This window comes from Stenotrophomonas nematodicola (assembly GCF_009467805.1).
Classification (GTDB): domain Bacteria; phylum Pseudomonadota; class Gammaproteobacteria; order Xanthomonadales; family Xanthomonadaceae; genus Stenotrophomonas; species Stenotrophomonas nematodicola.
In genome coordinates this window covers 192,796-218,527 of sequence record NZ_WIAY01000002.1, presented here as the reverse complement: position 1 = coordinate 218,527, position 25,732 = coordinate 192,796, and the positions used below count along the sequence as shown (strand labels likewise).

The following is a 25,732-nucleotide window of genomic DNA, read 5'->3' as shown; positions in this document are numbered from 1 at the left end:
GAAGGAATAACAATGTCTGTTTTGATCAATAAGAACACCAAGGTGATCGTGCAGGGCTTCACCGGCCAGCAGGGCACCTTCCACGCCACTCAGATGATCGAGTACGGCACCCAGGTTGTTGGCGGCGTGACCCCCGGCAAGGGCGGCACCACCCACATCGATCTGCCGGTCTTCAACACCGTTGCCGACGCCGTGCAGAGCACCGGCGCCAATGCTTCGGTCATCTACGTGCCGCCGCCGTACGCGGCCGATGCGATCCTGGAAGCGGCCGCTGCCGGCATCAAGGTCATCGTGTGCATCACCGAAGGCATTCCGGTGCTGGACATGCTGCGCGTCAAGAACGTGCTGACCCGTTCGCATCCGGACACCGTGCTGATCGGGCCGAACTGCCCCGGCGTGATCACCCCGGGCGAGTGCAAGATCGGCATCATGCCGGGCCACATCCACAAGCCGGGCAAGATCGGCATCGTGTCGCGTTCGGGCACCCTGACCTATGAAGCGGTCAAGCAGACCACCGAAGTCGGCCTGGGCCAGTCCACCTGCATCGGCATCGGTGGTGACCCGATCAATGGCCTGAACTTCGTCGACTGCCTCAAGCTGTTCAACGAAGACCCGCAGACCGAAGGCATCATCATGGTCGGCGAAATCGGCGGCGACGCCGAGGAAGCCGGTGCCGAGTACATCAAGAACCACGTGAAGAAGCCGGTCGTCGGTTTCATCGCCGGTGCGTCGGCTCCGGCCGGCAAGCGCATGGGCCACGCCGGTGCGATCGCCTCGGGCGGCAAGGGCACTGCGGAAGGCAAGTTCGCCGCGATGGAAGCTGCCGGCGTCGTCACCGTGCGTTCGCCGGGCGACCTGGGTGCCGCGATCGCCAAGCTGGTGAAGTAAGGCCGCCCGCCGCGTACGCGGTGGACATGCCTGAAGCGCCGACCGCTGGTCGGCGGCGTCAAACAGAAAGGCCGCCTCCGGGCGGCCTTTCTGCGTTGGGGCGTGGCACGTGTCCACATGGCTGCCGGCCAGCGGCCGGCACTACAATGGGGCATTGCAACCACCAGGCTGTATCTCATGACGTCGCTTCGCATTGCCCTGGCCCAGTTCGACTTCCCGGTAGGTGCCGTCGCGCAGAACACCGATACCATCATCACGATGATCGGCGAGGCGCGCGACGAGTACGGCGCCGAACTGGTGGTGTTCCCGGAACTGGCCATCAGCGGCTATCCGCCGGAGGACCTGCTGCTGCGGCCGCGTTTCCTGTACGACTGCCAGCAGGCGCTGGAGCGCATCGCTGCGGCCACCCAGGGCATCACCGCCGTGGTTGGCTGGCCGCAGGCCGCCGGTGCGGTGGTCTACAACGCGGCCAGCGTGCTGCGCGATGGCCAGGTCCTGCACACCTATCGCAAGCGCGAACTGCCCAACTACGCGGTGTTCGACGAGCGCCGCTACTTCGATGTCGACCCGGACGGCGGCAGCTGCGTGTTCGAGATCAAGGGCGTGCCGGTGGGCCTGCTGATCTGCGAGGACCTGTGGTTCGCCGAGCCGCTGGCCGATACCGTGCGCCAGGGCGCGCAACTGGTGGTGGTGCCCAACGCCTCGCCGTACGAGCGCGGCAAGCATGCCGAGCGCGATGCCGTGCTGGCCGCACGTACCCGTGAAAGCGGTGCGGCGATCGCCTACCTCAATGTGGTGGGGGGGCAGGATGCGCTGGTGTTCGACGGCGCCTCGGTGGTCGCCGATGGCGATGGCACGGTGCACCCGGCAGCGGCGGCGTTCACCGACCAGTGGCTGGTCGTGGACTACGACGCGCAGACGCGTCGCTTCCTGCCGCGCGAGTGGATCGACGATGGCGACGAGAGCATGGACGCGCTGGCCTGGCGTGCGGTCACCCGGGGCATCCAGGACTACTGCCGCAAGAACGGCTTCAAGAAGGTGTGGCTGGGCCTGTCCGGCGGTATCGATTCGGCGCTGGTGCTGGCGATGGCCGTGGATGCGCTGGGCGCGGCCAACGTCACCGCAGTGCGGCTGCCGTCGCGCTACACCGCCGACATGTCCAACGATCTGGCGGCCGAGCAGTGCCGCGCGCTGGGGGTGAGGCTTGAAGCGGTGTCGATCGAACCGGTGTTCGAGGGCCTGATGCGCGCGCTCGGCCCGATGTTCGAGGGCCAGCCGGCCGATGTCACCGAGGAGAACCTGCAGTCGCGCAGCCGCGGCGTGATCCTGATGGCGCTGTCCAACAAGTTCGGCGGGCTGCTGCTCACCACCGGCAACAAGAGCGAATACGCGGTGGGCTACGCCACCATCTACGGCGACATGTGCGGTGGCTACGCGCCGCTGAAGGACCTGTACAAGACCGAGGTGTTCGGCCTGTCCAAGTGGCGCAACACGGTCGGGGGCGCGCCGGTGATTCCGCCGGCGGTGATTGCCCGGCCGCCATCCGCCGAACTGCGGGCCAACCAGACCGACCAGGACTCGCTGCCCGCCTACGATGTGCTCGATGGCATCCTGTACCGCTACGTCGACCAGGAACAGTCGCGCGAGGAGATCGTGGGGGCCGGCTACGCGCCGGAGGTGGTGGACCGCGTGCTGCGCCTGGTGCGCACAAGCGAGTGGAAGCGCCACCAGGCCGCGCCCGGTCCCAAGGTGTCGCGGCGCGCCTTCGGCCGCGAACGCCGCTACCCGATCAGCAACGGCTACAAGGGCTGACACCCGCGACGGCGCCTGGCACAGGCCCCGCGGCCAACCGCGAGGACACGAACGCCAGGCGCTGGCGAGGGTCCTCGGCAGGAAACACACGCCTTGCGGCCCCAGGCTCAGAGGCGTGTCCCCTCCCTTGGAGAGGAGCCAAAAAAAAGGGCCCGAACCGGGCCCTTTTCTTCGTCACCGCAGGGATTACTTGCGGTTGATCGTGGCGTTGCGCTGACCGGTGCTGGCCGATTTCTCGCCGGCAAACGGGTTCAGCTTGCGCACCATCCACGGGTACTTCGGCCACTTGCCCTGCAGCCACGGGTGGTCGGGCTGGTTCAGCTCGAGCACCCGGCGGGCGTCGTCGGCCAGCGGCTTGTTGTCCAGGTGCGTGTACGCCTCGGCCAGGGTGGCCACGGCGTCGTACTGGAAGGCGCTCTGCGGGTAGGTTTCCAGCAGGTAGTTGGCGCGGCCGGCGGCCGACACCCAAGCCTGGCGGCGCAGGTAGTACAGGGCGTTGTCCAGCTCGTGCTGGGCGAACACGTCGCGCAGCACGATCATGCGCTGGCGGGCGTCGGCGGCATAGCGGCTGTTGGGGTAGCGCTCAGTCACGATGGTGAAGTCGGCGTAGGCCTGGCGCGGGGCGGACAGGTCGCGGCGGCTCGGGTCCAGGGACCACACCCGGCGCAGGAACACCGTGTCGCGGTTGCCGTTGGCCAGGCCGCGGAGGTAGTACAGGTAGGCGATGTTGCGGTGGGTCGGGTAGGTACGGATGAAGCGGTCGATGCTGGACACCGCGTCATCGTGCTTGCCGGCCTTGTACTGGGCGTAGGCCGATTCGATCATCGCCTGCTCGGTGTACGGGCCGTAGGGGTACTGGGCCACCAGACGGCGGAAACTGGCCTCGGCACCGCTCCAGTTGCCCCCCTCCATCAGTTTGTGGCTCTTGTCATAGAGCTGCTCGACCGGCAGCCCTTCATCCGGGTTCTTGCCCTTGGTACCGCGATGGCAGCCGGTGGCGACGAAGAGCAGCACCAGCATCAGGGCGGCGAGGCGGACGGGCGCGGACAGCAGAACGGAGCGTCGGATCATGGGGTCAGGGCGGGACGCGGCTGGAATACGAAGGGTCGATGATAGCCTAGTGGCCTGTCCTGCGACTGAAAGTGGTCGCCCGGACCCCAAAATTGTCTCCCCGCGTGGTTCCCATGTCCGATACCCCAGCTGAAAACCCCCGTCAGGCCATCGTGCCCGATACCGCCGCCGGCCGCCGCTTCGATGCGGTGGTTGCCGAACTTTTCCCTGAATACTCCCGCTCGCGCCTGACCGAGTGGATCAAATCCGGCGATCTGCTGCTGGACGGCGAGCCGGCCCGCCCGCGCGACCCGGTGCGCGGCGGCGAGGTCGCCAGCCTGCTTGTCGTGCTCGACACCCAGACCCATGCCGAGCCGGAGGACATCCCGCTGGAGGTCCTGTACGAGGACGAGCACGTGTTCGTCATCAACAAGCCGGTCGGCCTGGTGGTCCACCCCGGTGCGGGCAACCCCACCGGCACGCTGGTCAACGCCCTGCTGTTCCGTGACCCGTCGCTGGCGGTCCTGCCGCGCGCAGGCATCGTGCACCGGCTGGACAAGGACACCAGTGGCGTCATGGTCATCGCGCGCACGCTGGAGGCGCAGACCGCGCTGGTGGCGCAGTTGTCCGCGCGCGAAGTGCATCGCCAGTACCTGGCGGTGGTGGTGGGCGCGCTGGTCTCCGGGGGCACCGCTACCGCCGCCATCGACCGCCATCCGCGCGACCGCGTGCGCATGGCCGTGCGTGAGGACGGCAAGGACGCGATCACCCATTACCGCCTGCGTGAGCGCTTCCGCGCGCACACCGCGCTGGAATGCCGCCTGGAAACCGGCCGCACCCATCAGATCCGCGTGCACATGGCGCACCTGCGCCATCCGATCATCGGCGATCAGCTGTATGGCGGCGCGCTGAAGCTGCCCAAGGGCGCCAGCGATGAGCTGGTCGCCGCGCTGCGCGGCTTCAAGCGCCAGGCACTCCACGCCGAAACGCTGGAGTTCACCCACCCGGTCACCGGCGAGCCGATCCGCAACAGCGCGCCGCCGCCGGCGGACATGCTGGCGCTGCTGCACGCGCTGCGCGAAGACAGCAGGCACTTCGCCGAACTGGAGCGCGGGCGCCGTTGATGGACGCCTCGCTTCCGGTACTGCCGGCCGAGTGGCGCGCGCCGCCGGGCGTGCAGGCGCTGACCACCCTGCGCTACGGCGCAGGCGGATCGGTGGCGCCGTTCGACCAGTTCAACATGGGCAACCGGTACGCCGCCGACGGTGACGACCCGGCGCAGGTGCAGCGCAACCGCGACCTGCTCCAGGCCGGCCTGGTACTGCCCTCGGCCCCGCATTGGCTGCGCCAGGTGCATGGCACCACGGTGCTGCGTTTCGATGCGCCGCCGAGGGCGGCCGGGATCGACGCCGAACCCACTGCCGATGCGGCGGTGACGTCGGCCACAGGCGTGGTCCTGGCCATCCTGACCGCCGATTGCCTGCCGGTGGTGTTCGCCGCGCGCGACGGCAGCGAGATCGGCGCGGCGCATGCCGGCTGGCGCGGCCTGGCCGACGGCATGCTTGAAGCCACGGTGGCCGCCATGCGCACGGTGCCGTCGCAGCTGCAGGCGTGGCTGGGGCCGGCCGCCGGTCCGGCGCACTACGAGGTGGGTGAGGAGGTCAGGGTTGCCTTCCTTGCGCACACGGCCGACGCGGCCACGGCCTTCCAGGCCACCCGCCCGGGTCATTGGCGGGTGGATCTGTACGCGCTGGCCCGTCAGCGTCTGCAGGCAGCCGGGTTGGATGCGGCCGCCATCAGCGGCGGTACCCGGTGCACCATCGCGGCGCCGGAGCACTACTTCTCGCATCGCCGCGATCGTCGCACTGGCCGCATGGCCACGCTGGTATGGCGGGGGTAATCGTCTTCGACGGCGTCTGCGCACTGTGCAGCCGCTGGGTGCGCTTCCTGCTGCGAGTCGACCGGCAGGAGCGCTACCGCTTCGCCGCGATGCAGGGCACGCACGGGCGCGTCCTGCTGCGGCAGCATGGGCTGGACCCGGACGATCCGCTGTCGTTCCTGCTGCTGGAGGACGGCCGCGCCTGGACCGATACCGATGCCATCGTGCGGGTGCTGGTCGGGCTGGGCGGGCCGTGGCGGCTGGCTGTGGTGCTGCGCGCGGTCCCGCGCCGGCTGCGTGATCGCGCCTACCGGGCGCTGGCACGCAATCGCTACCGCTGGTTCGGCCGCCACGACAGCTGTTTCCTGCCGAGTGCGGAACAGGCACGGCGCTTCCTGGCGTGAGCGCTGCGCCGGCCGCTCAGCGCAGCAGCCGGTAGACCACGCGCCGGTTCTGTGCGCGGCCGGCCTCGCTGCGGTTGTCGGCGATCGGATCGTCGGCACCGTGCCCCATTGCGTCCAGCATCCCCATCGGCACATCCAGCAGGTGCAGTGCCAGCACCAGCGACTCGGCCCGCTGCTGGCTCAGAGCGCGCCTGGCGGCGGCATCGCCGTGACTGTCGGTATGCACGCCGACCTCCACCCGGGTGCCGGCCGGCAGCTGGCGGAGCGCCGCCGCGGTGGCGTGCAGGGTATCCAGGGAGTCGCCGGTGAGCGCCGTCGCCTCGGGCTGGAACTTCACCACGGTCTGGTTGAGCGCGACCACCACCGCATCGGGCGTGGCGTCGGGCGGCAGCGCGTGCAGGGCGGCGATGCCCGGCGTCCATAGTCCGCGCACGTCGAAGGCACCGAAGTGATCACGCAGTACCCGGGTGACACCCAGCCGGTCCTGCACGGTCAGCGCACGGCTGTCCACGCGGATGTGCTCGCCCTCCAGATCGAGCCGCAGGCCGGGGGCGAGCAGGGCGGGCAGGTGGGCGATCAGCCGGTCCTGCCAGCGCGGTGGGCGCGTTCCGCCATCCACCTGCAGTTGGCCGCGTACGTTGTCCTCCCCGTAGCGCTGTACCAGCGCGTTCCATACCCGGCGCTGGTCGGCGGCACGCGGCAGCCGTCCGTCCACCCGCACGTGGTCGCCGTCGACCACCAGTGACAACCGCGCGTCCGCCACCGGCGCCACCCGCGTGGCGGACGTGTCCTGCGGCGGCGCCCGGGTGACCAGGTACAGCCAGCTGGTGGCCAGGATCAGTGACACGCCGATCAGGCAGGCCAGGATGCTGCGCACGGCCACGCCCCGCACGGCCTGGCCCGCCGCGCCGGCGGCATGCGCGTCCAGGCGGCGGGCACGCAGCGCCACCGGCGCGCCGTTGGTGGTGGTCAGCAGATCCACCAGTGGCGGCAGCAACTCGGCGACGATGACGGCGAAGATGCCGGGTGGAAAGCCGGCGCGGCGGGCCAGGCGCGCCAGGTCCTCGCGGCCGATGGCGCGCTCGAGCTGGCTGGCGACGATCGGCTGCTCGTCGCCGCGGCACCAGCTGTGGAACAGCGCGCCCACCCCGGCGCGCTCGAACTGGTCGCCCAGTCCAGCCAACCCGTCTTCGCGGGTGGCGATGTACGCGGTCAACACCGTTACCACGCTGCGCGCGCGGTAGCCCAGATTAAGCCGGGAGGCGGCATCTTCGATCAAGCGGTCAAGCGATGACATGTCTTCAAATCCCCAGTTGAAAAGACCGTGCGCATCACGTCGCACGTGCCTGGCCCACGCCTTGTCGGGGGGCTCTGGGGGCCTGAATGTCGTTAGTCCCTGTCAATGGCGAATGAAAATTCGCAAGCCACTGCCGCAGAAAGTTGCGTTTGCGCAGATCCATTCGCGCCGCCTATCGCTTTTGGCGGCTTGGGACAGCACGGTCTGTCCGGCGGCACGTGTCAAAGACGACACCCGCACGCGCCGTCACCTCACGCGCGCGAAAAGAGACATCTGCAGGGCAGAAGCCGGGCCGAAAGCGACGGCGATGCGCAGCGCCGTCGCCGCGCGTCAGGCGCTTTCCAGCGCCTCCAGGTAGGTCTGCCGCCAGTGATTGATGTCGTAGGTGCGCAGGTGGTCCATCATGGCCTGCCACCGTTCCACGCGTTTGCGCAGCGGCATGGTGGCGGCCGTGGCGATGGCATCGGCCACGCCGTCCAGGTCGTGCGGATTGACCAGCAGCGCGTGCTTCAGCTCATCGGCCGCGCCGGCCAGCAGTGACAGCACCAGCACGCCGGGATTCTCCGGGTCCTGCGAGGCCACGTACTCCTTGGCCACCAGGTTCATGCCGTCGCGCAGCGGGGTGACCAGGCCCACGGCGGCCGCCCGGTAGAAGCCGGTCAGGGTGGCATGGGTGAAGTTCTGGTTGACGTAGCGCAGCGGCGTCCAGTCCGGCGCGGCATGGCCGCCGTTGATGTGTCCGGCGATCTGCTCCAGCTGGCCGCGCAGCTGACGGTACTCGTTGACGTCGCCACGCGACACCGGCGCGATCTGCAGGTAGGTCAGGCTGCCGCGCTGGTCGGGGTGGCGTTCGAGGTAGCGCTCGAAGCCGAGGAAGCGTTCGGGCAGGCCCTTGGAGTAGTCCAGGCGGTCCACGCCAATGGCCAGCTGGCGGTCGCCCAGGCTGTTGCGCAGGGCGCGCACGGCCGGCTTGCTGGCGCCGGCCCCGGCCTGGCGCGCGATGTGGCCGGTATCGATACCGATCGGGAACGCCGCCGCGCGGAAGCGCCGCCCCCCCGGTGCCTCCAGTTCGCCATCGCCCACCACGCGCCCGCCGCCGAACAGACGTACATAGGACTGGAAACGGTCGGCGTCGCGCTGGGTCTGGAAGCCGACCAGATCGTACGCATACAGGCTGGAGAACAGGCGCAGGTGGTCCGGCATGGCCTGCAGCAGGTCGGCCGAGGGCATCGGCACGTGCAGGAAGAACCCGATGCGGCACCCGATGCCGCGCTCGCGCAGCAGCGAGGCCAGCGGGATCAGATGGTAGTCATGGATCCACACGATGTCGTCGTCGCGCAGCAGCGGCGCGAGCTTCTCGGCGAACAGCGCATTGACCCGGCGGTACGTTTCGCGGGTGGCGCGGTCGTAGTCGACCAGGTCCAGGCGGAAGTGCAGCAGCGGCCACAGCGTGCGGTTGGCGAAGCCGTTGTAGTAACCGTCCACATCGCGCTTGTTGAGGTCCATCGTGACGTAGCGGATGTCGCCGTCCACCTGCTCGTGCAGCGCGCCGCTGGGATCGCGCACCGCCTTGCCGCTCCAGCCGAACCAGACGCCCCCGCGTTCCTTGAGTGCGGCCAGCAGGCCCACGGCCAGGCCGCCAGCGCGGTTTTCGCCCGGGACCGCCACCCGGTTGGACACCACGACCAGCCTGCTCATGACGCCTCCTGCCAGCTGCGCGACAGACGCATCGCGGCGGTCACCAGGCCGACATGCGAGTACGTCTGCGGGAAGTTGCCCCACGCTTCGCCGCTGTCGAAGGCCAGATCCTCGGACAGCAGGCCGAGGTGGTTGCGCCGGGACAGCAGCATCTCGAACATGTCACGCGCTTCGTCCATGCGGCCAATCGCGGCCAGCGCATCGATGTACCAGAAGGTGCAGATGGTGAAGCTGGTTTCCGGCTCGCCGAAGTCGTCCGGCGCCACGTAGCGGTACAGTGCATCACCGTGCTTGAGGTCGCGGCCGATCGCTTCGACGGTGGCCACGAAGCGTGCGTCGTGCGCCTCGATGAACCCGATGTCGGCCAGCAGCAGCAGCGAGGCGTCCAGGCGGTGGCCGCCGTAGGTGTCGGTGAAGTGGCCCAGTTCCTCGCTCCACGCCTCGGCCATGATGCGCGCGTGGATCGTATCGGCGCGGTCGCGCCAGTAGGCCGCGCGGTCATCGAGCTTGAGCCGCACCGCGATCTTGCACAGCCGGTCGCACGCGGCCCAGCACATCGCGCTGGTATAGGTGTGCACCTCGGTGCGCCCGCGGAACTCCCACAACCCGGCATCGGGCACATCATGCAGCGCGAAGGCCTGTTCGCCGAGCGGTTCCAGGCGCGCGAAGGTGTGTGCATCGCCCGGGTCCTGCAGGCGGCGGTCGAAGAACAGCTGGGTGGAGGCCAGTACCACGCTGCCGTACACATCGTGCTGGCGCTGCACCCAGGCCAGATTGCCGCGCCGGACCGGGCCCATGCCGCGGTAGCCGGAGAGCGAGGGCACTTCGTCCTCGTCCAGCTTTGCCTCGAAGCCGATGCCGTAAAGCGGCTGCAGGCTGCCATCAGCCGTGGCCAGATTGAAGATGTAGCCCAGGAACTGTTCCATCGTCCGGGTCGCGCCGAGGCGGTTGAGCGCGCGCACCACGAACGCGGCGTCGCGCAGCCAGCAGTAGCGGTAGTCCCAGTTGCGGATGCTGCCCGGCGCCTCCGGAATGGACGTGGTCATTGCCGCGATGATCGCGCCACTGTCCTCGTACTGGCACAGCTTGAGTGTGATCGCGCTGCGGATCACCGCGTCCTGCCACTCCAGCGGAATGGACAGGTAGCGCACCCATTCGCGCCAGTAGTCGCGGGTACGCTGGAAGGCTTCCTGCACATAACCGCTGAGGGAGCGGTCCAGCGACTCGTCCACGCCCAGCACCAGGTGCACCGGGTGGTTGAGCGTGAACGTCAGGCCGTCGCGCACGAAGCGTACCGGTACATCAGTGGTGAGCCGCAGGATGTGGTCGGGCAGGACCCAGCGGATGTGGTTGCTGCCCCAGGTGGCGTCGGGTACGCGTGCACCCCAGTCGGCCAGCGGGCGCGCGCGCACGACAATGCGGGGATTGCCGGCCAGCGGCCGCACCTGGCGGATCAGGCTGACGGGCCGGTAGAAGCGGTCGTTCTGGCGCCAGCGCGGCGCGAAGTCGATGATCTCCAGGGCGCCGCCGTGCTTGTCGTGAAGCACGGTGCGCAGGATGGCGGTGTTGGTCAGATAGGTCTGTTCGCTGCCGACCAGGTCTTCCAGCTCGATGCCGAAGTCGCCGCCGGTCTGCTGGTTCGGTTCGAGCAGGGCGCAGAAGGTCGGGTCGCCATCGAAGGTGGGCAGGCAGCTCCAGACCACGCGGGCGTGTTTGTCGATCAACGCGCCGAAGCTGCCATTGCCAACAACGCCCAGGTCCAGGGTGGGGACGGTGTCACTACTCATGTCATGAAACTCTCGGGTCAAGCCGGCGCAGGGGGCCGGGGGCAGTGGCGATGCTCAGTACGCGTTCTCGCGCAACCAGGCATGCACGGCACGGATATGCGGCAACGCGAACACCGCCGCGCTGGGCTCGCGTGCCCCCACGAGCACGCTCCAGCCGTGCAGATCGTTGGCGGCGCCGAACCCGTACTCGTCGGTGAGATCGTCGCCGAGGAACACCGGCAACCGGTCGCGGAAGGGCGGGGCGAGCATCAGCCGGCGCAGGGCGCGGCCCTTGTCGCTGCCTTCGGGAACGAATTCGACGACGTGGTCGCCCGGCTGCAGCCGGTAGCCGGTGTGGCCGCGGATGTGCCGCTCGGCAAAGGCACGCACCTCGGGTGCGGCATGCGGTGCACCGCGCCAGTGCAGTGCGAGGCTCTGGCCCTTGTCCTCGACCAGAACACCGGGCTTGCCGTGGGCAAAGCGCATCGCCTGCTGGTGGAGTGCGTGCAGCCATTCGCCGGCATCGGTGCCGGGCACGGTGCTGTCCACCCGGCCATCGCCGTGGCGCAGTTCGTGACCGTGCAGGCCTGCCGCCGGCAGGTGCAGCGGGGCGAACAGCCGGTCGAGTTGATCCAGCGGCCGGCCGCTGATCAGCGCGACCGCACCTTCAAGGCGGTCGCTGATGCGCCCGATGGCCTCGCGGATGTCCGGCAGCAGTTGCACCGCGTCGGGGTCATCGGCGAACTCGATGAGGGTGCCATCCACGTCCAGGAACAGCGCACAGGCATCGTCCAGCAGTGGCGGCGGCGGACGGTGGGGGAAGTCGTTGGCCATGCGGGCCAACATGCCAGCGTGGATGTGATCGCCAGGTAATGGCAATCACATCCACACGGTGGTGCCGGCCGGCAGCGCCGTCAGAACGTATATCGCACGCGCCCGTAGAAGTACGCGCCGTTGCTGCCGATCGGCGACAGCACGTCATACGGCAGGTTGCCGAAGTAATGGATGTCGTCATTGGAGGGATCGGAGTAGTTGTCGGTCAGGTTCTGCCCGCCCACCGCCACGCTCCACTGCGGCGTGATCCTGAACTCCACTTCGGCATCCAGCTGCCACTCGGCACCGTAGGTCTGGCGTGGAAGGTAGCCATCACCGAAGTTGAACACGCGGGTGACGCTGCCATAACGGTTGACCCGGCTGCTCAGCGACCAGCGGTCGTTCGACCAGCTCGCGGCCAGTGACGCGCGGGTGCGCGGGGTGGCGTCGGTCAGCGTGTTGGTCTCTTCCACGCCGAACAGCACGTAGTCCGGATCCAGCGCGCGCAGGCTGGCGGGGGTGGCCAGGACGTTCTTCAGCGTGGTCCTGGTATAGGCGTAGGTCCCGGTCAGCACCAGCTCGCCCGTGCCGAGCGACTGTCGCCAGTTGCTCACCAGTTCCGCGCCGCGGGTACGGGTGTCGGCAGCATTGACGAAGAAGCTGGCGCTCTGCAGGCCGGCCACGCCGAACTGCTGCTGCACGTAGTCGGTCAGCGCATCGCCGGTGATGCTCTCGGACAGCGCGATGCGGTCGTCGATATCGATCTGGAAGAAATCCAGCGAGACGTCGAAGTGATCGCCGATGCGGCTGGTGAAGCCCAGGCTGGTGTTGAGCGACTTCTCCGGCTTCAGGTCGCGGGCGCCCAGTCCGCGCGCGATGGGGTTGTTCACCGAGAGCACCCGGCCCTGCACCAGCTGGCCGGCGGCGTTGTAGCCGGTAGAGGTGGATTCATAGCCGATCTGCGCCAACGAAGGCGCGCGGAAGTTGTTGGAGACTGCGCCACGCAGCGCGAACGCCGGGGTGAATTCGTAGCGCAGGCCGAGCTTGCCGGTGAGCTCGCCGCCGTAATCATCGCTGTGTTCGTAGCGTGCGGCCAGATCGCTGGAGAAATGCTCGCCGACCTGGCTGGACAGGCTGGCGTAGGCGCTGGCCACATCGCGCGACAACGTGGTGGCATCCTGCGGGGTCAGGCCACCGCCGGCCTGCGAGCCGGTCGGGCGATCGGTGTAGGGGCCGGCCGCATAACTGCTCGGGTCGCCAGGCCGGGTCTGGTAGTGGTCGCGGCGTGCTTCCAGGCCAAGGCCCAGGCTGTGGGTGATGCTGTCACCCTGCTCGAACACCCGCCCCAGGTCGAGATTGGCCACGGTCAGTTCGTTGCGGTAGTCGCCGGTCTTGAAGCGGGTGGGGCTGGTCGGGCCGAGCGAGGCGTTGAGCGAGTTGCGCAGGCGGTAGGTGAAGCTGTTGCTGCCGTAGTCCAGGCTGGCATCGTAGTTCCACTCGCCCCACTGGCCGCGTGCGCCGGCCACGGCCTGCACGTCGCGGTTCTCGCCTTCGGAAACCGGGCGGTAGCCATTGGGATACACCTGCGCCCAGTTGGCGTCGCTGTCCGGATAGCGGAAGTAGTTGGCGCCTTCGCTGTCGCGCTGGTTGAACGTGCTGAAGAAGTAGAGCTTGGACGTCTGCCCGAACGGCAGTTCAGTGTTGATCCAGGCGTTGAGGTCCTTGGTGTGGCCGTCGCCCAGCACGTAGTTGCGCTTGCCCTGCAGCGCCAGGTTGGTGGCGTTCTGGTCCCACGGCGGGATCTGGTCGAAGCCGGCGCGGTTGGTGCCCTCGTGGTTCTTCAGCTCCAGGCCCACGCGCAGGAAACCGCCGTCGTCGCCCAGCGCGGTGCCGACCTTGGCGCTGAGGTAGCTGGTCTGGCCATCGGTGAGGGTGCGGTCGACCGGCTTGAGGTCGGTGTGATTGGCACCGAAGCTGGCTTCGATCGCGCCGCCGTCGGCCCCGTCGTCGAGGATCACATTGATCACGCCCGCCACCGCGTCCGAGCCATACAGGGCGCCGGCACCGTCGCGCAGCACTTCGATGCGTTTGATCGCGCTGACCGGGATGGCATTGAAGTCCACCGGCGTGGTGCCCTTGCCGATCTTGCTGTCGGTGTTGACCAGCGCGCTGCTGTGGCGGCGCTTGCCGTTGACCAGTACCAGCACCTGATCCGGGGACAGGCCGCGCAGCTGGGCGGCGCGGATATGGTCGGCGCCCCCGGAGTTGGACTGGCGCGGGAAGTTGAACGAGGGCAGCAGCGCCTGCAGGGCGCTGCCCAGTTCACCGTTGACCACACCGGCCTTGCGGATGTCCTCGGCGGTGAGCACGTCCACCGGCGAGGTGGACTCCAGCACGGTACGGTCCACGGCACGCGTGCCGGTGACGATCACCGTGTCCAGGGTGGTGGCGGAGCCGGGCGCGTCCTGCGCGGTTGCGTCCTGGGCAAGCAGGGGGGAGGAGAGGACGAGCGCGATGGCAAGGCCAAGGCGCGACGCGGACGGACGGGACATGCGGACTCCGGCAGGACGACGAGGGGGAGGAGAAGCGGGAAGGACGCGGGTGCTGCCGGTTGATGGGCGGCACTACCAATCCATCCGGATGAAGCGATATATTATCTTGGCGTGATGACCCCGTGTGATGCAAGTCCCATCACATGCGGGCATCAGCTGATTGCCGACGGTGATCTGCGCGGGAGACGGATGTCCTGCACGCTTCTTCCCCTGCACGCCCTGTTTTCTGGAGTTTTCGCAATGACGTCCCATGCCTTTCTGCTCGCTCTGGTCCTGGCGGCCACCGGCTGTGCCACCGCCGCTCCTGCGGCCCAGCCGGCTGCGCCTCCGCCGGCCACCGCCACCCTGCAGGGCGACGCCGCGCGTCCCGATGCCGCAGCCGGGTGGGTGCGCAGCGAGCTGTACTTCGGCGTGGGCGAGGAAAGCGGCGCCTCCGAGCGCAGACAGACCGATGCGATCAGCGAGGCGCAGTGGCGCGACTTCCTGGACACCCAGGTCACCCCCCGCTTCCCGGATGGCCTGACCGTGTTCGATGCCTACGGCCAGTGGCTGTTCCGTGGCGCAGCCGAGCCCAACCGCCTGCGCACCAAAGTGCTGGTGGTCCTGCACGAGAACACCCCGCAGCGCCGTGCCGACATCGAGGCGATCCGTCTGGCATGGAAGCAGGCCACCGGTCACCAGTCGGTGCTGTGGGCGCAGCAGGCGGTTGACGTATCGTTCTGATCCAGGGCGCCATCGTGGCGCTGCGGGGAACGACGATGAATCACTGGGACGGATGGCCGCTGGCACTGCTGCTGGCGTTGGCAGCACCGGGTGCGCACGCGCAGGCGGCGGGCCAGGACACGCTGCGCGCCGAGGTCGCCGCTGGCGTGTGGCTGCAGGCGGAGGTACAGGAGGGCGGCGATATCACGGTCGCGCTCGCGCCGTCGGGTACGCGGCAACGGCTGCCGGGTGCGCCCGACGTGGATGGGCAGTCGCGCCTGTCGGCCGAGGACGTCGATTTCGACGGATGGCCGGAGCTGGTCGCGCGGGCCTCGGTGGGCATGGTCAACGAAGCGGTGGCGGTGTATCGCTACGATCCGCGGCAGAAGGCGATGCAGGCGCTGGCGCCAACGCCCCACGACGATGCGCAGTGCGGCGGCCTGATGGGGCTGACCGTGGACGCGCCCAACCGTACGTTGAGCAGCAGTTGCCGCAGCGGCGCGGTGTGGTACGTGGATCTGTACCGCTACGACGGCCCGCGTCTGCATCTGTACCGTGCGCTGCGCTTCATCCACGGCAGCGATGCGTTCGAGCAGGTGCTGTTCGTCAGGCAGACCGCAGACACCGGCCCGTTCGCGGTGTGGAGCACCTACGATGCGCAGGGCGCTGTCGTGGAGACGGCGATTGCCGACGGCCTGGTGACGCCGGCATCCACCGGTCGCCTGTCGCCGTTCAGCGGCACGGTGGTGCCGGCGCGGCTGCCGCTGCATGCCCGGCCGGGCGAGGGACGCACCTCGCGCTATCTGCTCCGCGACGATCGGGTGGAACTGCTGGACGAACGCGATGGCTGGGTAAAGGTGCGTTACCACAACCCGACCCGGGGCGATGTGCTGGGATGGGTGAACGCGATGCCGTGAGTGCGCGCACGCCCACACGAGTGTCACCTGCCGGGGTCTAGGCTGATGGTTTCCCCCCGGTAGTGGATGTCCGTCATGAGCAAGCGCGTTGCCGAGATCGTGGTTGAAACCCTGCAGGCCGCCGGTGTCCGTCACTGCTACGGCATCGTCGGCGATACCCTCAACCACGTCACCGATGCCATCCATCGCAGCGACATCGACTGGGTGCACATGCGCCATGAAGAGGTCGCCGCGTTCGCGGCCGGTGCCGAGTCGCTGATCAGCGGCAGGCTCACTGCCTGCGCCGGGTCCTGCGGGCCGGGCGGGCTGCATTTCATCAACGGCATCTTCGAGAGCAACCGCAACCGTGCGCCGATGGTGCTGATCGCCAGCCAGGTGGTCACCCCTGAGCTGGGCATGGAGTTTCCGCAGGAAGTGGATTTCAAATCCGTGTACGCCAGTTGCAGCGTGTTCTGCGAGCAGGTGTACAGCCCGCAGCAGGCGCGCCGCGTGGTCACGCTGGCCTGCCAGGCGGCGATCAGCCGGCGCGGCGTGGCGGTGGTGATCCTGCCGGCCGACATCAGCGAAGCCGAGGTCAAGCACGATCCGCCGTTCTCGGTGCATTACACACAGCCGGTGCTGCGCCCCTCGGACGATGAACTGCAGCGCATCGCCGCGCTGATCGGCGAGGGCAAGCGGATCGGCATCTATGCGGGGGCCGGCTGCGAGCACGCGCACGACCTGCTGGTGGCGCTGGGCGAGCGGCTCAAGGCGCCGATCGCGCACACCTCGCGCGCCAAGGACTTCGTGGAGTACGACAATCCGTACAACATGGGCATGACCGGTATCTTCGGCATCGAGTCGGGCTACCACACGCTGATGGCCTGCGACACGCTGCTGCTGCTCGGCGCGGACTTCGCCTGGGGCCAGTACTACCCGGACAAGGCCACGTTGATCCAGGTGGACCGCGACGGCAGCCATCTGGGGCGTCGCCATCCGGTCGATGTGGGCGTGGTCGGCGACATCGGCCCGACGCTGCAGGCCCTGCTGCCGCTGCTGCCCGAGCGCAGTGACCGCAGCTTCCTGGACGAGTGCATCGGCCATCGCGACAAGGCGCTGGCCACGCGGGCCAAGGAAGAGGAACCCGGCGAGGGCACGCTGATCCATCCGCAGCACCTCACTGCGCTGATCGACCGGCACGCCAGTGATGATGCGTTGTTCACCGCTGACGGCGGCTCGCCGATGGTATGGATCCTGCGCCACATCCGCGTCAACGGCCGCCGCCGCACCCTTACCAGCCTGCTGCACGGCACGATGGCCAACGCGATGCCGCAGGCGCTGGGCCTGCAGAAGGCCTATCCGGGCCGGCAGGTGATCTCGCTGTCCGGCGATGGCGGCATCGCCATGCTGCTCGGTGACCTGCTCACCGCGGTGCAGGAGAACCTGCCGATCAAGGTCGTGGTCTACAACAACAGCTCGCTGAATTTCGTCGAGCTCGAGCAGAAGGTCGAAGGCCTGCTGGACAACTACACCGACCTGAAGAACCCCGATTTCGGCCGGCTGGCCGAGGTGATCGGGTTCTACGGCCGCACCGTGACGCGCTCGGAGGACCTGGAGCAGGCGGTCCAGGACGTGCTGGCACACCCGGGCCCAGCACTGCTGGACGTGCACACCAGCCCGACCGAGCTGGTGATGCCGCCGCAGGTGGAAGCCGGACAGGTGGCCGGCACCGCGCTGTATGCCGCCAAGGCCCTGTTGAGCGGGCGGGTGGGCGATGTGCGTGACCTGCTGGCAAACAACTTCCTCAACAGACCCTGATCCCGGCAGGCGGCAGGCGCCGCCCGTCCCCACCACTGCGTACCGGCGTTCCACCCATGCACCTGTTAACGGGGGGCGTGTAGCCCTACCATCGGCTACCCCCCACCTGCAGGCCCCCACATGCCCGCTTCCGCTCCGGTCCGCTCCGGACCGCCCCGCTGGTTCGTCGCCGGCGACCTCAATGGCTTCTTCGGCCTGGTGGTCGACAATCTGTCGATCCTGGGTTTCATCGCGATGGCGCTGGTCGGCATCTTCCAGTTCCCGGCCGACGTGGTGTTCGGCCGCATGTTCCCGGGGACCGCCTTCGGCGTGCTGGTGGGCAACGTGCTGTATACCTGGATGGCGCGGCGTCTGGCGAGGCGTACCGGCCGCGATGACGTCACCGCCATGCCGCTGGGGCTGGATGCGCCGACCAGCATCGGCATGGCGCTGCTGGTGCTCGGTCCGGCATTCCTGGCGTTCAAGGCGCAGGGCCTGGCGCCGCACGACGCGGCGATCGCCACGTGGCAGCTGGGCATGGCCTCGCTGGTAATCATGGGCGTGCTCAAGGTCATCCTGTCGTTCTTCGGCGAGGCGGTCACCCGCGCGCTGCCGCGCGCGTCACTGCTGGGGTCCATCGCCGGCATCGCGATCGTGCTGATGGGCTTCCTGCCGTTGCTGGAAACGCTGCGCTCGCCGATCGTCGGTTTTGTCACCCTCGGCCTGCTGCTGTACGTGCTGATCGCCAAGCGCCGCCTGCCGATCCGCGCGCCGGGCGTGCTGGTTGCCTTCGTGTTCGGCACGATTCTCTACTACGGCCTGGGTCTGGCCGGGCTGGGCGCGCCGGGCTTCCATGTGCCCGAGTGGACAGCGCCGCAGATCGTAACGCCGTGGCCCACGCTCGGCTTCATCGATGGCCTGCCCACCGCGCTGACCTACCTGCCGCTGCTGCTGCCCTTTGGCCTGCTGATGGTGGTGGGCGGCATCAACGTGTCCGAGAGCGCGCGTGCGGCTGGTGACGACTACCGTACCCGCGACATCCTGCTGGTCGAGGCGGTGGCCACGCTGGTCGCCGGTTTCTGCGGCGGTGTGGCGCAGACCACGCCGTACATCGGCCAGCCGGCCTACAAGCACATGGGCGCGCGCAGCGGCTACACGCTGCTGACCGGTCTGTTCGTGGGTGTCGGCGGCATGCTCGGGGTGATCTCCGGGCTGGTGCAGTGGCTGCCACTGGCGGTGCTGGCGCCGATCATCGTCTACGTGGCCATCGACATCACCACCCAGGCCTTCCAGGCCACGCCGCGCGAACACGCCGGGGCGATGGTGCTGGGTTTCCTGCCGTCGGTGGCCTACCTGCTGGCGATCAAGGCCCCGGGCTGGATCGCGCCGGAACAGCTGGCGGCGATGACCACCACGCTGGACGGGCATGGCCTGCCCGAACTGGCGGTGATCTTCACCCTGGGCAACGGTTTCATCATCACCTCGATGCTGTGGATCGCTGCCGTGGTGGCGATGATCGACGGCAGACTGCTGCGCGCCTCGGCGTTCCTGCTGGTGGCCGCAGCGCTGACCCTGTTCGGCCTGATCCACTCGGTGGACCCGCGCGGCGGCATTTACCTGCCGTGGCAGCTTGCCGGGCTGCCGAAGATCATCAGCTGGCAGTTCGCCGGGGCGTATGTGGCGTTGGCGGGGCTGCTGGCGCTGCTGTCGCTGCAGAAGGATCAAGGGCGTCACGACCCGCGGTCGTGACCTGCCGTTCCGCGTCAGTCTTCCCCATCCAGTTCGGGGTAGTGGCGGAAGATGCCATTGGTGTTGAACGCCAGGCGGCGCCCGGAGGCGAGGTAGGCGGCAATGGTCGGGCGCCGCTCCACCCGTTCCTGCAGGGCGCGCAGCAGCGGCAGCGACGGCCATAGCGCCTGCATGCGGCGCGGGAACATGTAGTCCAGGCCGGACATCAACTGGAACAGGGATAGATCCACGTAGGAATGCTCACGCAGCGGATGCCGCCCGCCGTTGTGCTTGAGCACGTTCTCGAAGTAGCCCAGGAACCTGGGCAGGCGTTCGGCCCGCATCGTGGCAGCGCGGGCCTTGGCTTCGCGCATCTGGTCTTCGTAATACTGCGACGCGGCGATCGGGTGATGGGTGTCGTGTACTTCAGCCACCAGGTCGGCGATGGTCGCCTGCAGTTGCAGGGCCTGCTGGCGGCGCGAGGCCGCATCGGGGACCAGGCCGAGTTCGGGCGCAAGCAGGTCGAGAATCGCGCTCACCTGCGCCACGACCTGTCTGCCGGTCCGCACGAACGGCGGCGCGAACGGCTGCAGGCCGTCCATCCTGCCATCCAGGAACGGCTGCATCACCGCATCCCCATGCACGCGCGCCATGTCGGTGTAGGCCGCGCCTGCGTCTTCCAGCGCCAGCCGGATGAACTCGCCACGGCCCTGGATGCCGGTCCAGTAGTACAGTTCGTAATGCATGCAGAAACTCCGCAGTACCCGCCTGCAGCTTCGACGCCTGGGCCGAAAGCGGGTGTGATCGTCGCGTCACAGCGTCTGCAGAAACGCCTGGATGGCCTGCAGTTCATCGCGCGTGAGCTGCAGCGGCTGCAGCTGCGGGTCGGGTGCAGGGAAGGGGCCGTGGGCGCCGCTGCCGGTGCGCGGTCGCGGTTTGCCGCCACCGACGTTGTAGAACAGCAGCACCGCGTCCAGCCGGGCGATCGCCCCGTTGTGCATGTACGGCGCGGTGCGCGCCACGCCGCGCAGCGAGGGGGTGCGGAAGCGGCCGCTGTCGGCTGGATCGCCGGTGACCTCGTAGCGGCCCAGGTCCTGGCGCCTGCCGCCGTGGAAGTGCAGGCCCAGATTGTGGAACCCGTGGTCGGTCAGTGCGGGTCCGCTGTGGCAGTTCATGCAGCGGGCCCGCGTGCGGAACAGGTGCAGGCCCTGCAGCTGCAGATCGTCGAGCTGGTCGTGGCGACCGGAAATGAACCGGTCCAGGCGCGAGGGCGGCGGTGCCAGACTGCGCTCGAACGCGGCAATGGCCTGGGCGAGCTGGCGGGTCTCGATGCGGTCATTGCCGAACACGGCGGCGAACGCACGGCGGTAGGTGGCATCGCCGCGCAGGCGGGCGGCGGCCGCGTCGGCGCTGAAGGCCATTTCCTTCGGATCGGCGATCGGCAGCAGCGCCTGATCTTCAAGCGTGGCGGCACGGCCATCCCAGAACAGCCGCTGCAGATGGCCGCTCATGGCCACGCTGGGCGCGTTGCGACGACCGGCCTGGCGGTCGTGCCCGAACGACACGCGGCGGCCATCGGCAAACGCAAGATCGCGTTCGTGGCAACTGGCGCAGGCGATCTGCCCCGAGCGCGACAACTGCGGGTCGTTGAACAGGCGCTGGCCCAGCGCCACCTTGGCCGGGGTGGTGGGATTGTCCGGCGGCGCCACCAGGCCGGGCAGCGGTCCCAGCTCCTGCCAGGCCACGCCGGCGTCCACCTGGGGCGCCGGCCAGCGCGTGCTCGGCTGGGCATACGCCTGGCGCAGGCACGCCGGTGCCGGCAGCGTGCCGGCGGTGGCGAGCTGCCGACGGCAGTCGGGGTCCACCGCCGGCAACGCGATCGACGCGGCGCGGCTGCCGCCCAGCAGCACTGCGCCCAGCAGCGCGGCGCCCAGCAGCGTGGCGAGCAACAGGTGCCGGCCCGGGCTCAGAACGAGCAGCCCAGTTCCAGCCAGAAGCTGCGGCCCGGCTCGTAGTACGCCGTGCCGGCAACGCCGCTGGTCAGGTTGCTGCGGTTGAGCACGTTCTGCGCCTCCACCCGCACATACGCCTCCTGGTCACGCAGCAGCGCACGCCGGTACTCGACTGACGCGTCCCAGGTCCAGGTGCCGGAGAACTGCTGCCGCGTCAGGTTGGGCACCGACACACCGTCGATGGTCTCGGGGCGTCCGGTGGCAATGCCCTGGTAGCCGGCGCGGTAGCTGAAACTGTTGTTCCAGGTCAGCCCGAGCGCGGGCAGCTCGGTGCGCGTGCCCAGCCGTGCGCTCCACGGGCGCAGGTAGTCGGTGGCCGGCAGCTGGTGGCGGTACATCAGCTTGCCTTCGTAGCGCACCAGCTCATCCATCAGCAGCGTGTCTTCGTAACTGTTGTAGTTGCGCTTGACGTCGGTGTGGTCGGCCGCCAGCTGCCAGCTGTTGCGCGTGCCGAGGAACGTCCACGGTTCCCGCGAGGCGACGGTGAGGGTGGCGATGCCGGCATCGCTGCGGCCGTCGTTGGTGTATTCGAAGGTGTTGCGGTTGTAGAGCGTGGCATCCAGCGGCTCACCGATCCGGCGGCGGAGCACGTCGCGCCGGCTGCGGCGGTCGACATATTTCGCGCTGATGCGCAGCCCGGCCACGCGCTGGTCCAGGCCCAGCGACCATTCGTCGGCATAGGGCGAATCGAGATCGCGCAGGCGGTTGGTGGCCACGTTCCAGGTCCCCACCACATCCTCCCAGGCGGTGCTGGCGCTGCGCCGGGTCTTGCTCTCGCGCAGGCGCTCGCGCCCATCGCGCAGCAGGTAGGCGAAGAAGCTGCGGCCGTAATAGCGGTTCACGCCGGCGTTGATGCGGGTGTCCTCATCACCGAACACATCCCAGCTCACCGCCAGACGCGGCGACAGGTTGGTCTGGTTGAACACGTTGTCGCGGTCCAGGCGCAGGCCCGGCCGCACGCTCCAGGTGCCGATGCGGATATCGTCCTGCAGCCAGGCCGCGTATTCCTCGCCACTCACCGAAAATTCGCCGGCGTGGAAGAGCTGCAGCATGCTCAGGTACTGCCCGTTGCCGCTGCCATCAAGCAGCGGCGACAGCGAGCAGCTCACGCTGTCCACGCGCCCGTCGCTGAGCGTGCAGCTGCGTGTGGCCACCGCGCTCTGGTACACGTACTGGTCGTTGAGGCGCTTGTAGTTGGCGTCGCGGCGCTGCACGCTCAGCCCGCCCTGGACGTCGTGCGCGGTGCGGCCCACGGTCACGGTGTCATGGGCGACGGAAAGGGTGTAGCCGAGCTTGCGGTCGTGCTGGTCCACGCTGCCCCAGCTGCCTTCGCTGCTCACTGCGGCCACGCCCCAGTCGAAGGCCTGGGAAGGACGCCAATGGCGCATGGTGGTCTCCTCGCTGCGCCGCGACGACTCCAGGTCGCTGTAGCTCAGCCGCTGCGACAGTGTCCAGGCACCGTGCCGCCAGACCGCACTCAGGTTGGCAGTGGGACCGCCGGATTTCAGGTCGAACCAGGAGTTTTTGGTGTTGGCGATGAAGTAGCGGTCATCGGTGGGCGCGTAGCCCAGCCCCAGGCGCAGGTCCAGGGTGTCGCTGCTCCAGTCCAGGGCGATCGTGGCGGCGGTGTTTTCACGGGTCTGGGTGCGCTGGTTGACGTCGTTGCCGGTGGTTGAGCGGCCGGCCGTGTAGGCCCGCAGCGGAATCTCCGAGCGGCTGCGCACCACGGTGCCGATGATGCCCAACCCGCCCTGCGTGCGGCCCTCCAGCCGCGCGCCCACGCGGTACTTGTCGTAGGCGGGCTGGTAGGCCAGCGTTGCCGATTCTTCGTAGGTGGTGTCCTGGGCCGGGTTGGTGATGATCTGGTCCCACGCCGAGCGCGCCATCCGCATCCACACTTTGCCGGCGAACGCGTCGCTGGCGACGCGTGTGCGCGCATCGACCACGCCGCCGGTGAAGCCGCCGTAGGCCGCCGGCACGTTGGCGTCGTAGACCGTGAGCGATTCCAGCAGGTCCACGTCCACGGCGATGCCCTGCGCGGCGCTGGGAACATCGGAGTTGTGATTGGTGTTCTCGGTCGTGCCCACCGCGGTGGCCACCGGGTCGAGATCGTTGTTGAAGCTGGCACCGTCGAGCAGGAACAGGTTCTGGTAGTACGGCGCCCCGTTGATGGAGAAATCGTCCGGGCGGATCTCGCCCATGTTGCGGGTGGTGCGCGAGCGGTCGCTGAACTGCACGGCGGGGTTGCCGCGCAGCGCGGTGGCGATGTCACCGTTGCCTTTCACCTGGGCCTGCAGCGCGTGTTCGTCCAGGCGCGTGCCCTGGCCGTAGGGAAGCTGCGAGGGCAGGTAGGTCGAGCCGGCGCTGGCCTCCACCCGCAACGCCGGCATGGGCGCTCTGCCGGAGGCGCGTTCCACCGTATAGCTGCCATCGGCCCGGCGGCGCGCACGCAGGCCGCTGCCGCTCAGCAACTGACTGAAGCCGGCCTCCACCGACAGCCCGTCGGCCACCGGCGGCGCGCTGCGCCCGGCGGCGAGCGCGGGATCGAAGGACAGCGCCACGCCGTGCTGGCCGGCGAAGCTGGACAGCGCCCGCCCGAGCGGCACCGCGGCTGGCTGCAGCTGCGTTTCTTCCGGGGCGGCGGCCACGAACAACGGGGTGGCGAGCAGGGCGAGGGTCAGCGCGCTGGTGGTGAGAAAACGCGGGGATCGGGTCATGGTGGATTCGGTTGGAATGCGGGGTTCCTGTCCTTGCCCCGCGAACGCGCGAAAAGTGTCACCGGCCTGTCGGGCCCATCGGTCAGCGCGGCTCGATCAGCACCCACCAACCGCCGGGTGCGCGTCGCACCCGCACGGGGTAGGTCGCCTCCAGCATCGCCAGACTGCGCTCGGTGTCGTCCAGCGGAAAGGCGCCGGACACCGGCAGCGTGGCGATCGCCGGGTCGCAGCGCAGGCGTCCGTGGCGGTAGCGGCCCAGGTGCGCCAGCAGCGCGGCCAGCGGCATCGCATCGGCGACCCGCATGCCGGTCGTCCAGCTGGTGACGGTGTCGTCCAGCGCCTCGAGGAGGTGGTTGCCGTGCCCATCGAACCGTGCCTGTTCACCGGCCACCATCCGCCAGGCGGGGCCGGTGCCCGCCTGGATCGCCAGTGCGCCTTCCAGGAGGGCAGCATGGGTGTATCCGGTGTCCACGCGCACGTTGAAGCGGGTGCCGAGCGCGGTGATCCGGCCCTGCGACGTCTGCACCGCGAAGGGGCGGGGCGGCATGTGGGTGTCCGTGGTGGTCTCCACCAGGACCTGGCCCTGGTGGAGGTCCAGCGTGCGCTGGCGTGCATCGAGGTGCAGCGAGAGACGGGTGCCGGCATCGAGCACGATCCTGCTGCCATCGGGCAGGCGTGCCTGGCGGCGTTCGCCGATGGCGGTACGCAGCGTGGGGCTGTCCGCGGCAGGGTGCAGCAGGTGCCAGGCCAGCCACGCGCCCGGCGCCAGCGCGAGCCACGCGCCGAGGTGTTTGATCGCGGTGCGCCGCCGCGCGCCGTGCGGCCGCCCGAGCACGGGCAGCGCCGCGGCAGCCGGCACCTGCCCGAGCAGGGCCTGCAGGCGCTGCGCGCGCTGCCACGCACGGGCGTGCTCGGGATGCTGCGCGCACCACTGGTCGCAGGCGCGGCGCACGCCGGCACTGTCGTTGTCATGCAGGCGCAGCAGCCACTCCGCCGCCTGGCCGAGGATTTCCGGGGCGATCGCTGCGTCGCCGCCGGCAGGCTCAGAGGGCATGCGCGAGGCAGCCGACGAGGGCGCGTTTCATGTGCCGCTTCACTGTGCTCAGCGACAACCCCGTGCGTACCGCGATGGCGTCGTAGCGCAGCCCGTCGAACTGCGCCAGCAGGAACACCTGGCGTACTGCGGCGGGCAGACCGTCGAGCATGGCATCGATCTGCTGCAGGGCCTCGCGGACCACCCCCTGGTCCTCCAGCGACGGCACCACCGCTTCGGGCAGCGCGGCGAGATGCTCCAGCCACGCGCGCTCCAGCGACTGGCGACGGAACCAGTTGGCGGCCAGGCCGCGCGCTACCGTGGTGAGGAACGCGCGCGGCTCGCGCAGCGCGGCGAGGTCGCGATCCTGCAGCAGCCGCGCAAAGGTGTCCTGGGTCAGGTCGGCGGCGGTCTCGCGGCATCCCACGCGGCCGCTCAGCCAGCCCTGCAGCCAGCAGCGATGGTCCCGGTAGAGGACGCCTAGGAACTCACGTTGTGCCTGCATCGAAGGGCGCCGGTGGTGTGGCCCGGACAGGGCTCGGGAACCAATGGGAATGAGAACGATTCGCAAGTATCGCAGTATGGTGGCTGTATTGCCAGCCCCGGATTGTCTTGAATCACTGCGCGACAACCGCATATCCGGTACATCTGCCAGCCACGCTGGCCATTTCACCAGAGAGGATCTCCC

The 25,732-nt window shown here is 68.9% G+C and carries 20 protein-coding genes; 9 read left to right on the top strand and 11 right to left on the bottom strand.

Annotated features, from left to right (window positions below):
- Positions 1-12: 12 nt before the first annotated feature.
- On the top strand, positions 13-888 hold the full coding sequence (sucD, locus tag GDJ08_RS08505) for a succinate--CoA ligase subunit alpha (RefSeq protein ID WP_017356169.1): 876 nt from the start codon (positions 13-15) through the stop codon (positions 886-888).
- 177 nt (positions 889-1,065) lie between these two features.
- On the top strand, positions 1,066-2,700 hold the full coding sequence (locus GDJ08_RS08500; RefSeq protein WP_136003011.1) for an NAD+ synthase: 1,635 nt from the start codon (positions 1,066-1,068) through the stop codon (positions 2,698-2,700).
- Positions 2,701-2,886: 186 nt separating this feature from the next.
- On the opposite strand, the gene GDJ08_RS08495 is transcribed toward GDJ08_RS08500, so the two are convergent.
- A complete protein-coding gene (locus GDJ08_RS08495; protein WP_017356167.1) occupies positions 2,887-3,771 on the bottom strand; it encodes an outer membrane protein assembly factor BamD in 885 nt (294 codons plus the stop codon).
- A 113-nt stretch (positions 3,772-3,884) separates the two neighbouring features.
- On the opposite strand from GDJ08_RS08495, the gene rluD reads away from it, so the two are divergent.
- Genes rluD through GDJ08_RS08480 form a run of 3 tightly spaced genes read left to right on the top strand, consistent with a single transcriptional unit; the run spans position 3,885 to position 6,033 of the window.
- On the top strand, positions 3,885-4,874 hold the full coding sequence (gene rluD, locus GDJ08_RS08490) for a 23S rRNA pseudouridine(1911/1915/1917) synthase RluD (protein ID WP_017356166.1): 990 nt from the start codon (positions 3,885-3,887) through the stop codon (positions 4,872-4,874).
- Entirely contained in the window at positions 4,874-5,650 is a 777-nt protein-coding gene (pgeF, locus tag GDJ08_RS08485; protein WP_136003012.1) for a peptidoglycan editing factor PgeF, read from the top strand. Before rluD ends, pgeF begins: the two co-directional genes overlap by 1 nt.
- Complete coding sequence (locus GDJ08_RS08480; protein WP_153164696.1) at positions 5,638-6,033, top strand: thiol-disulfide oxidoreductase DCC family protein; 396 nt, start codon at positions 5,638-5,640, stop codon at positions 6,031-6,033. Before pgeF ends, GDJ08_RS08480 begins: the two co-directional genes overlap by 13 nt.
- A gap of 16 nt (positions 6,034-6,049) precedes the next feature.
- Here the strand turns inward: GDJ08_RS08480 and GDJ08_RS08475 are convergent, their stop codons facing one another.
- The 5 genes from GDJ08_RS08475 to GDJ08_RS08455 all read right to left on the bottom strand — a co-directional run bounded on the left by GDJ08_RS08475 (position 6,050) and on the right by GDJ08_RS08455 (position 14,159).
- Entirely contained in the window at positions 6,050-7,330 is a 1,281-nt protein-coding gene (locus GDJ08_RS08475; protein ID WP_136003014.1) for an OmpA family protein, read from the bottom strand.
- A gap of 330 nt (positions 7,331-7,660) precedes the next feature.
- Entirely contained in the window at positions 7,661-9,028 is a 1,368-nt protein-coding gene (otsA, locus tag GDJ08_RS08470) for an alpha,alpha-trehalose-phosphate synthase (UDP-forming) (protein ID WP_136003015.1), read from the bottom strand.
- On the bottom strand, positions 9,025-10,815 hold the full coding sequence (locus GDJ08_RS08465) for a glycoside hydrolase family 15 protein (protein ID WP_153164695.1): 1,791 nt from the start codon (positions 10,813-10,815) through the stop codon (positions 9,025-9,027). The genes otsA and GDJ08_RS08465 overlap by 4 nt, the downstream gene beginning before the upstream one ends.
- 54 nt (positions 10,816-10,869) lie before the next feature.
- Positions 10,870-11,628: a trehalose-phosphatase gene (gene otsB, locus GDJ08_RS08460; RefSeq protein ID WP_136003017.1), complete on the bottom strand. Its 759-nt coding sequence runs from the start codon at positions 11,626-11,628 to the stop codon at positions 10,870-10,872.
- Between the two features lie 80 nt (positions 11,629-11,708).
- A complete protein-coding gene (locus GDJ08_RS08455; protein WP_153164694.1) occupies positions 11,709-14,159 on the bottom strand; it encodes a TonB-dependent receptor plug domain-containing protein in 2,451 nt (816 codons plus the stop codon).
- Positions 14,160-14,399: 240 nt separating this feature from the next.
- Between GDJ08_RS08455 and GDJ08_RS08450 the strand changes: the two genes are divergently transcribed.
- The 4 genes from GDJ08_RS08450 to GDJ08_RS08435 all read left to right on the top strand — a co-directional run bounded on the left by GDJ08_RS08450 (position 14,400) and on the right by GDJ08_RS08435 (position 19,303).
- Complete coding sequence (locus GDJ08_RS08450) at positions 14,400-14,882, top strand: DUF3574 domain-containing protein (protein WP_017356846.1); 483 nt, start codon at positions 14,400-14,402, stop codon at positions 14,880-14,882.
- 35 nt (positions 14,883-14,917) lie between these two features.
- A complete protein-coding gene (locus GDJ08_RS08445) occupies positions 14,918-15,778 on the top strand; it encodes an XAC2610-related protein (protein WP_153164693.1) in 861 nt (286 codons plus the stop codon).
- 75 nt (positions 15,779-15,853) lie between these two features.
- Positions 15,854-17,575 carry a thiamine pyrophosphate-dependent enzyme gene (locus GDJ08_RS08440; protein ID WP_153164692.1) on the top strand — a complete coding sequence of 574 codons (1,722 nt, stop codon included), beginning with the start codon at positions 15,854-15,856 and terminating at the stop codon, positions 17,573-17,575.
- A 120-nt stretch (positions 17,576-17,695) separates the two neighbouring features.
- On the top strand, positions 17,696-19,303 hold the full coding sequence (locus GDJ08_RS08435; RefSeq protein ID WP_153164691.1) for a SulP family inorganic anion transporter: 1,608 nt from the start codon (positions 17,696-17,698) through the stop codon (positions 19,301-19,303).
- Between the two features lie 14 nt (positions 19,304-19,317).
- Here the strand turns inward: GDJ08_RS08435 and GDJ08_RS08430 are convergent, their stop codons facing one another.
- The 5 genes from GDJ08_RS08430 to GDJ08_RS08410 form a co-directional block, all read right to left on the bottom strand.
- Positions 19,318-20,028, bottom strand: a complete 711-nt coding sequence (locus tag GDJ08_RS08430) for a glutathione S-transferase (protein WP_017356842.1) — start codon at positions 20,026-20,028, stop codon at positions 19,318-19,320.
- Positions 20,029-20,094: 66 nt separating this feature from the next.
- Positions 20,095-21,231, bottom strand: a complete 1,137-nt coding sequence (locus GDJ08_RS08425; RefSeq protein ID WP_229296479.1) for a cytochrome-c peroxidase — start codon at positions 21,229-21,231, stop codon at positions 20,095-20,097.
- A gap of 17 nt (positions 21,232-21,248) precedes the next feature.
- A complete protein-coding gene (locus GDJ08_RS08420) occupies positions 21,249-24,011 on the bottom strand; it encodes a TonB-dependent receptor (RefSeq protein WP_153164690.1) in 2,763 nt (920 codons plus the stop codon).
- An 82-nt stretch (positions 24,012-24,093) separates the two neighbouring features.
- On the bottom strand, positions 24,094-25,065 hold the full coding sequence (locus tag GDJ08_RS08415) for a FecR domain-containing protein (protein WP_153164689.1): 972 nt from the start codon (positions 25,063-25,065) through the stop codon (positions 24,094-24,096).
- Complete coding sequence (locus tag GDJ08_RS08410) at positions 25,055-25,549, bottom strand: sigma-70 family RNA polymerase sigma factor (RefSeq protein ID WP_153164688.1); 495 nt, start codon at positions 25,547-25,549, stop codon at positions 25,055-25,057. The genes GDJ08_RS08415 and GDJ08_RS08410 overlap by 11 nt, the downstream gene beginning before the upstream one ends.
- Positions 25,550-25,732 lie beyond the last annotated feature (183 nt).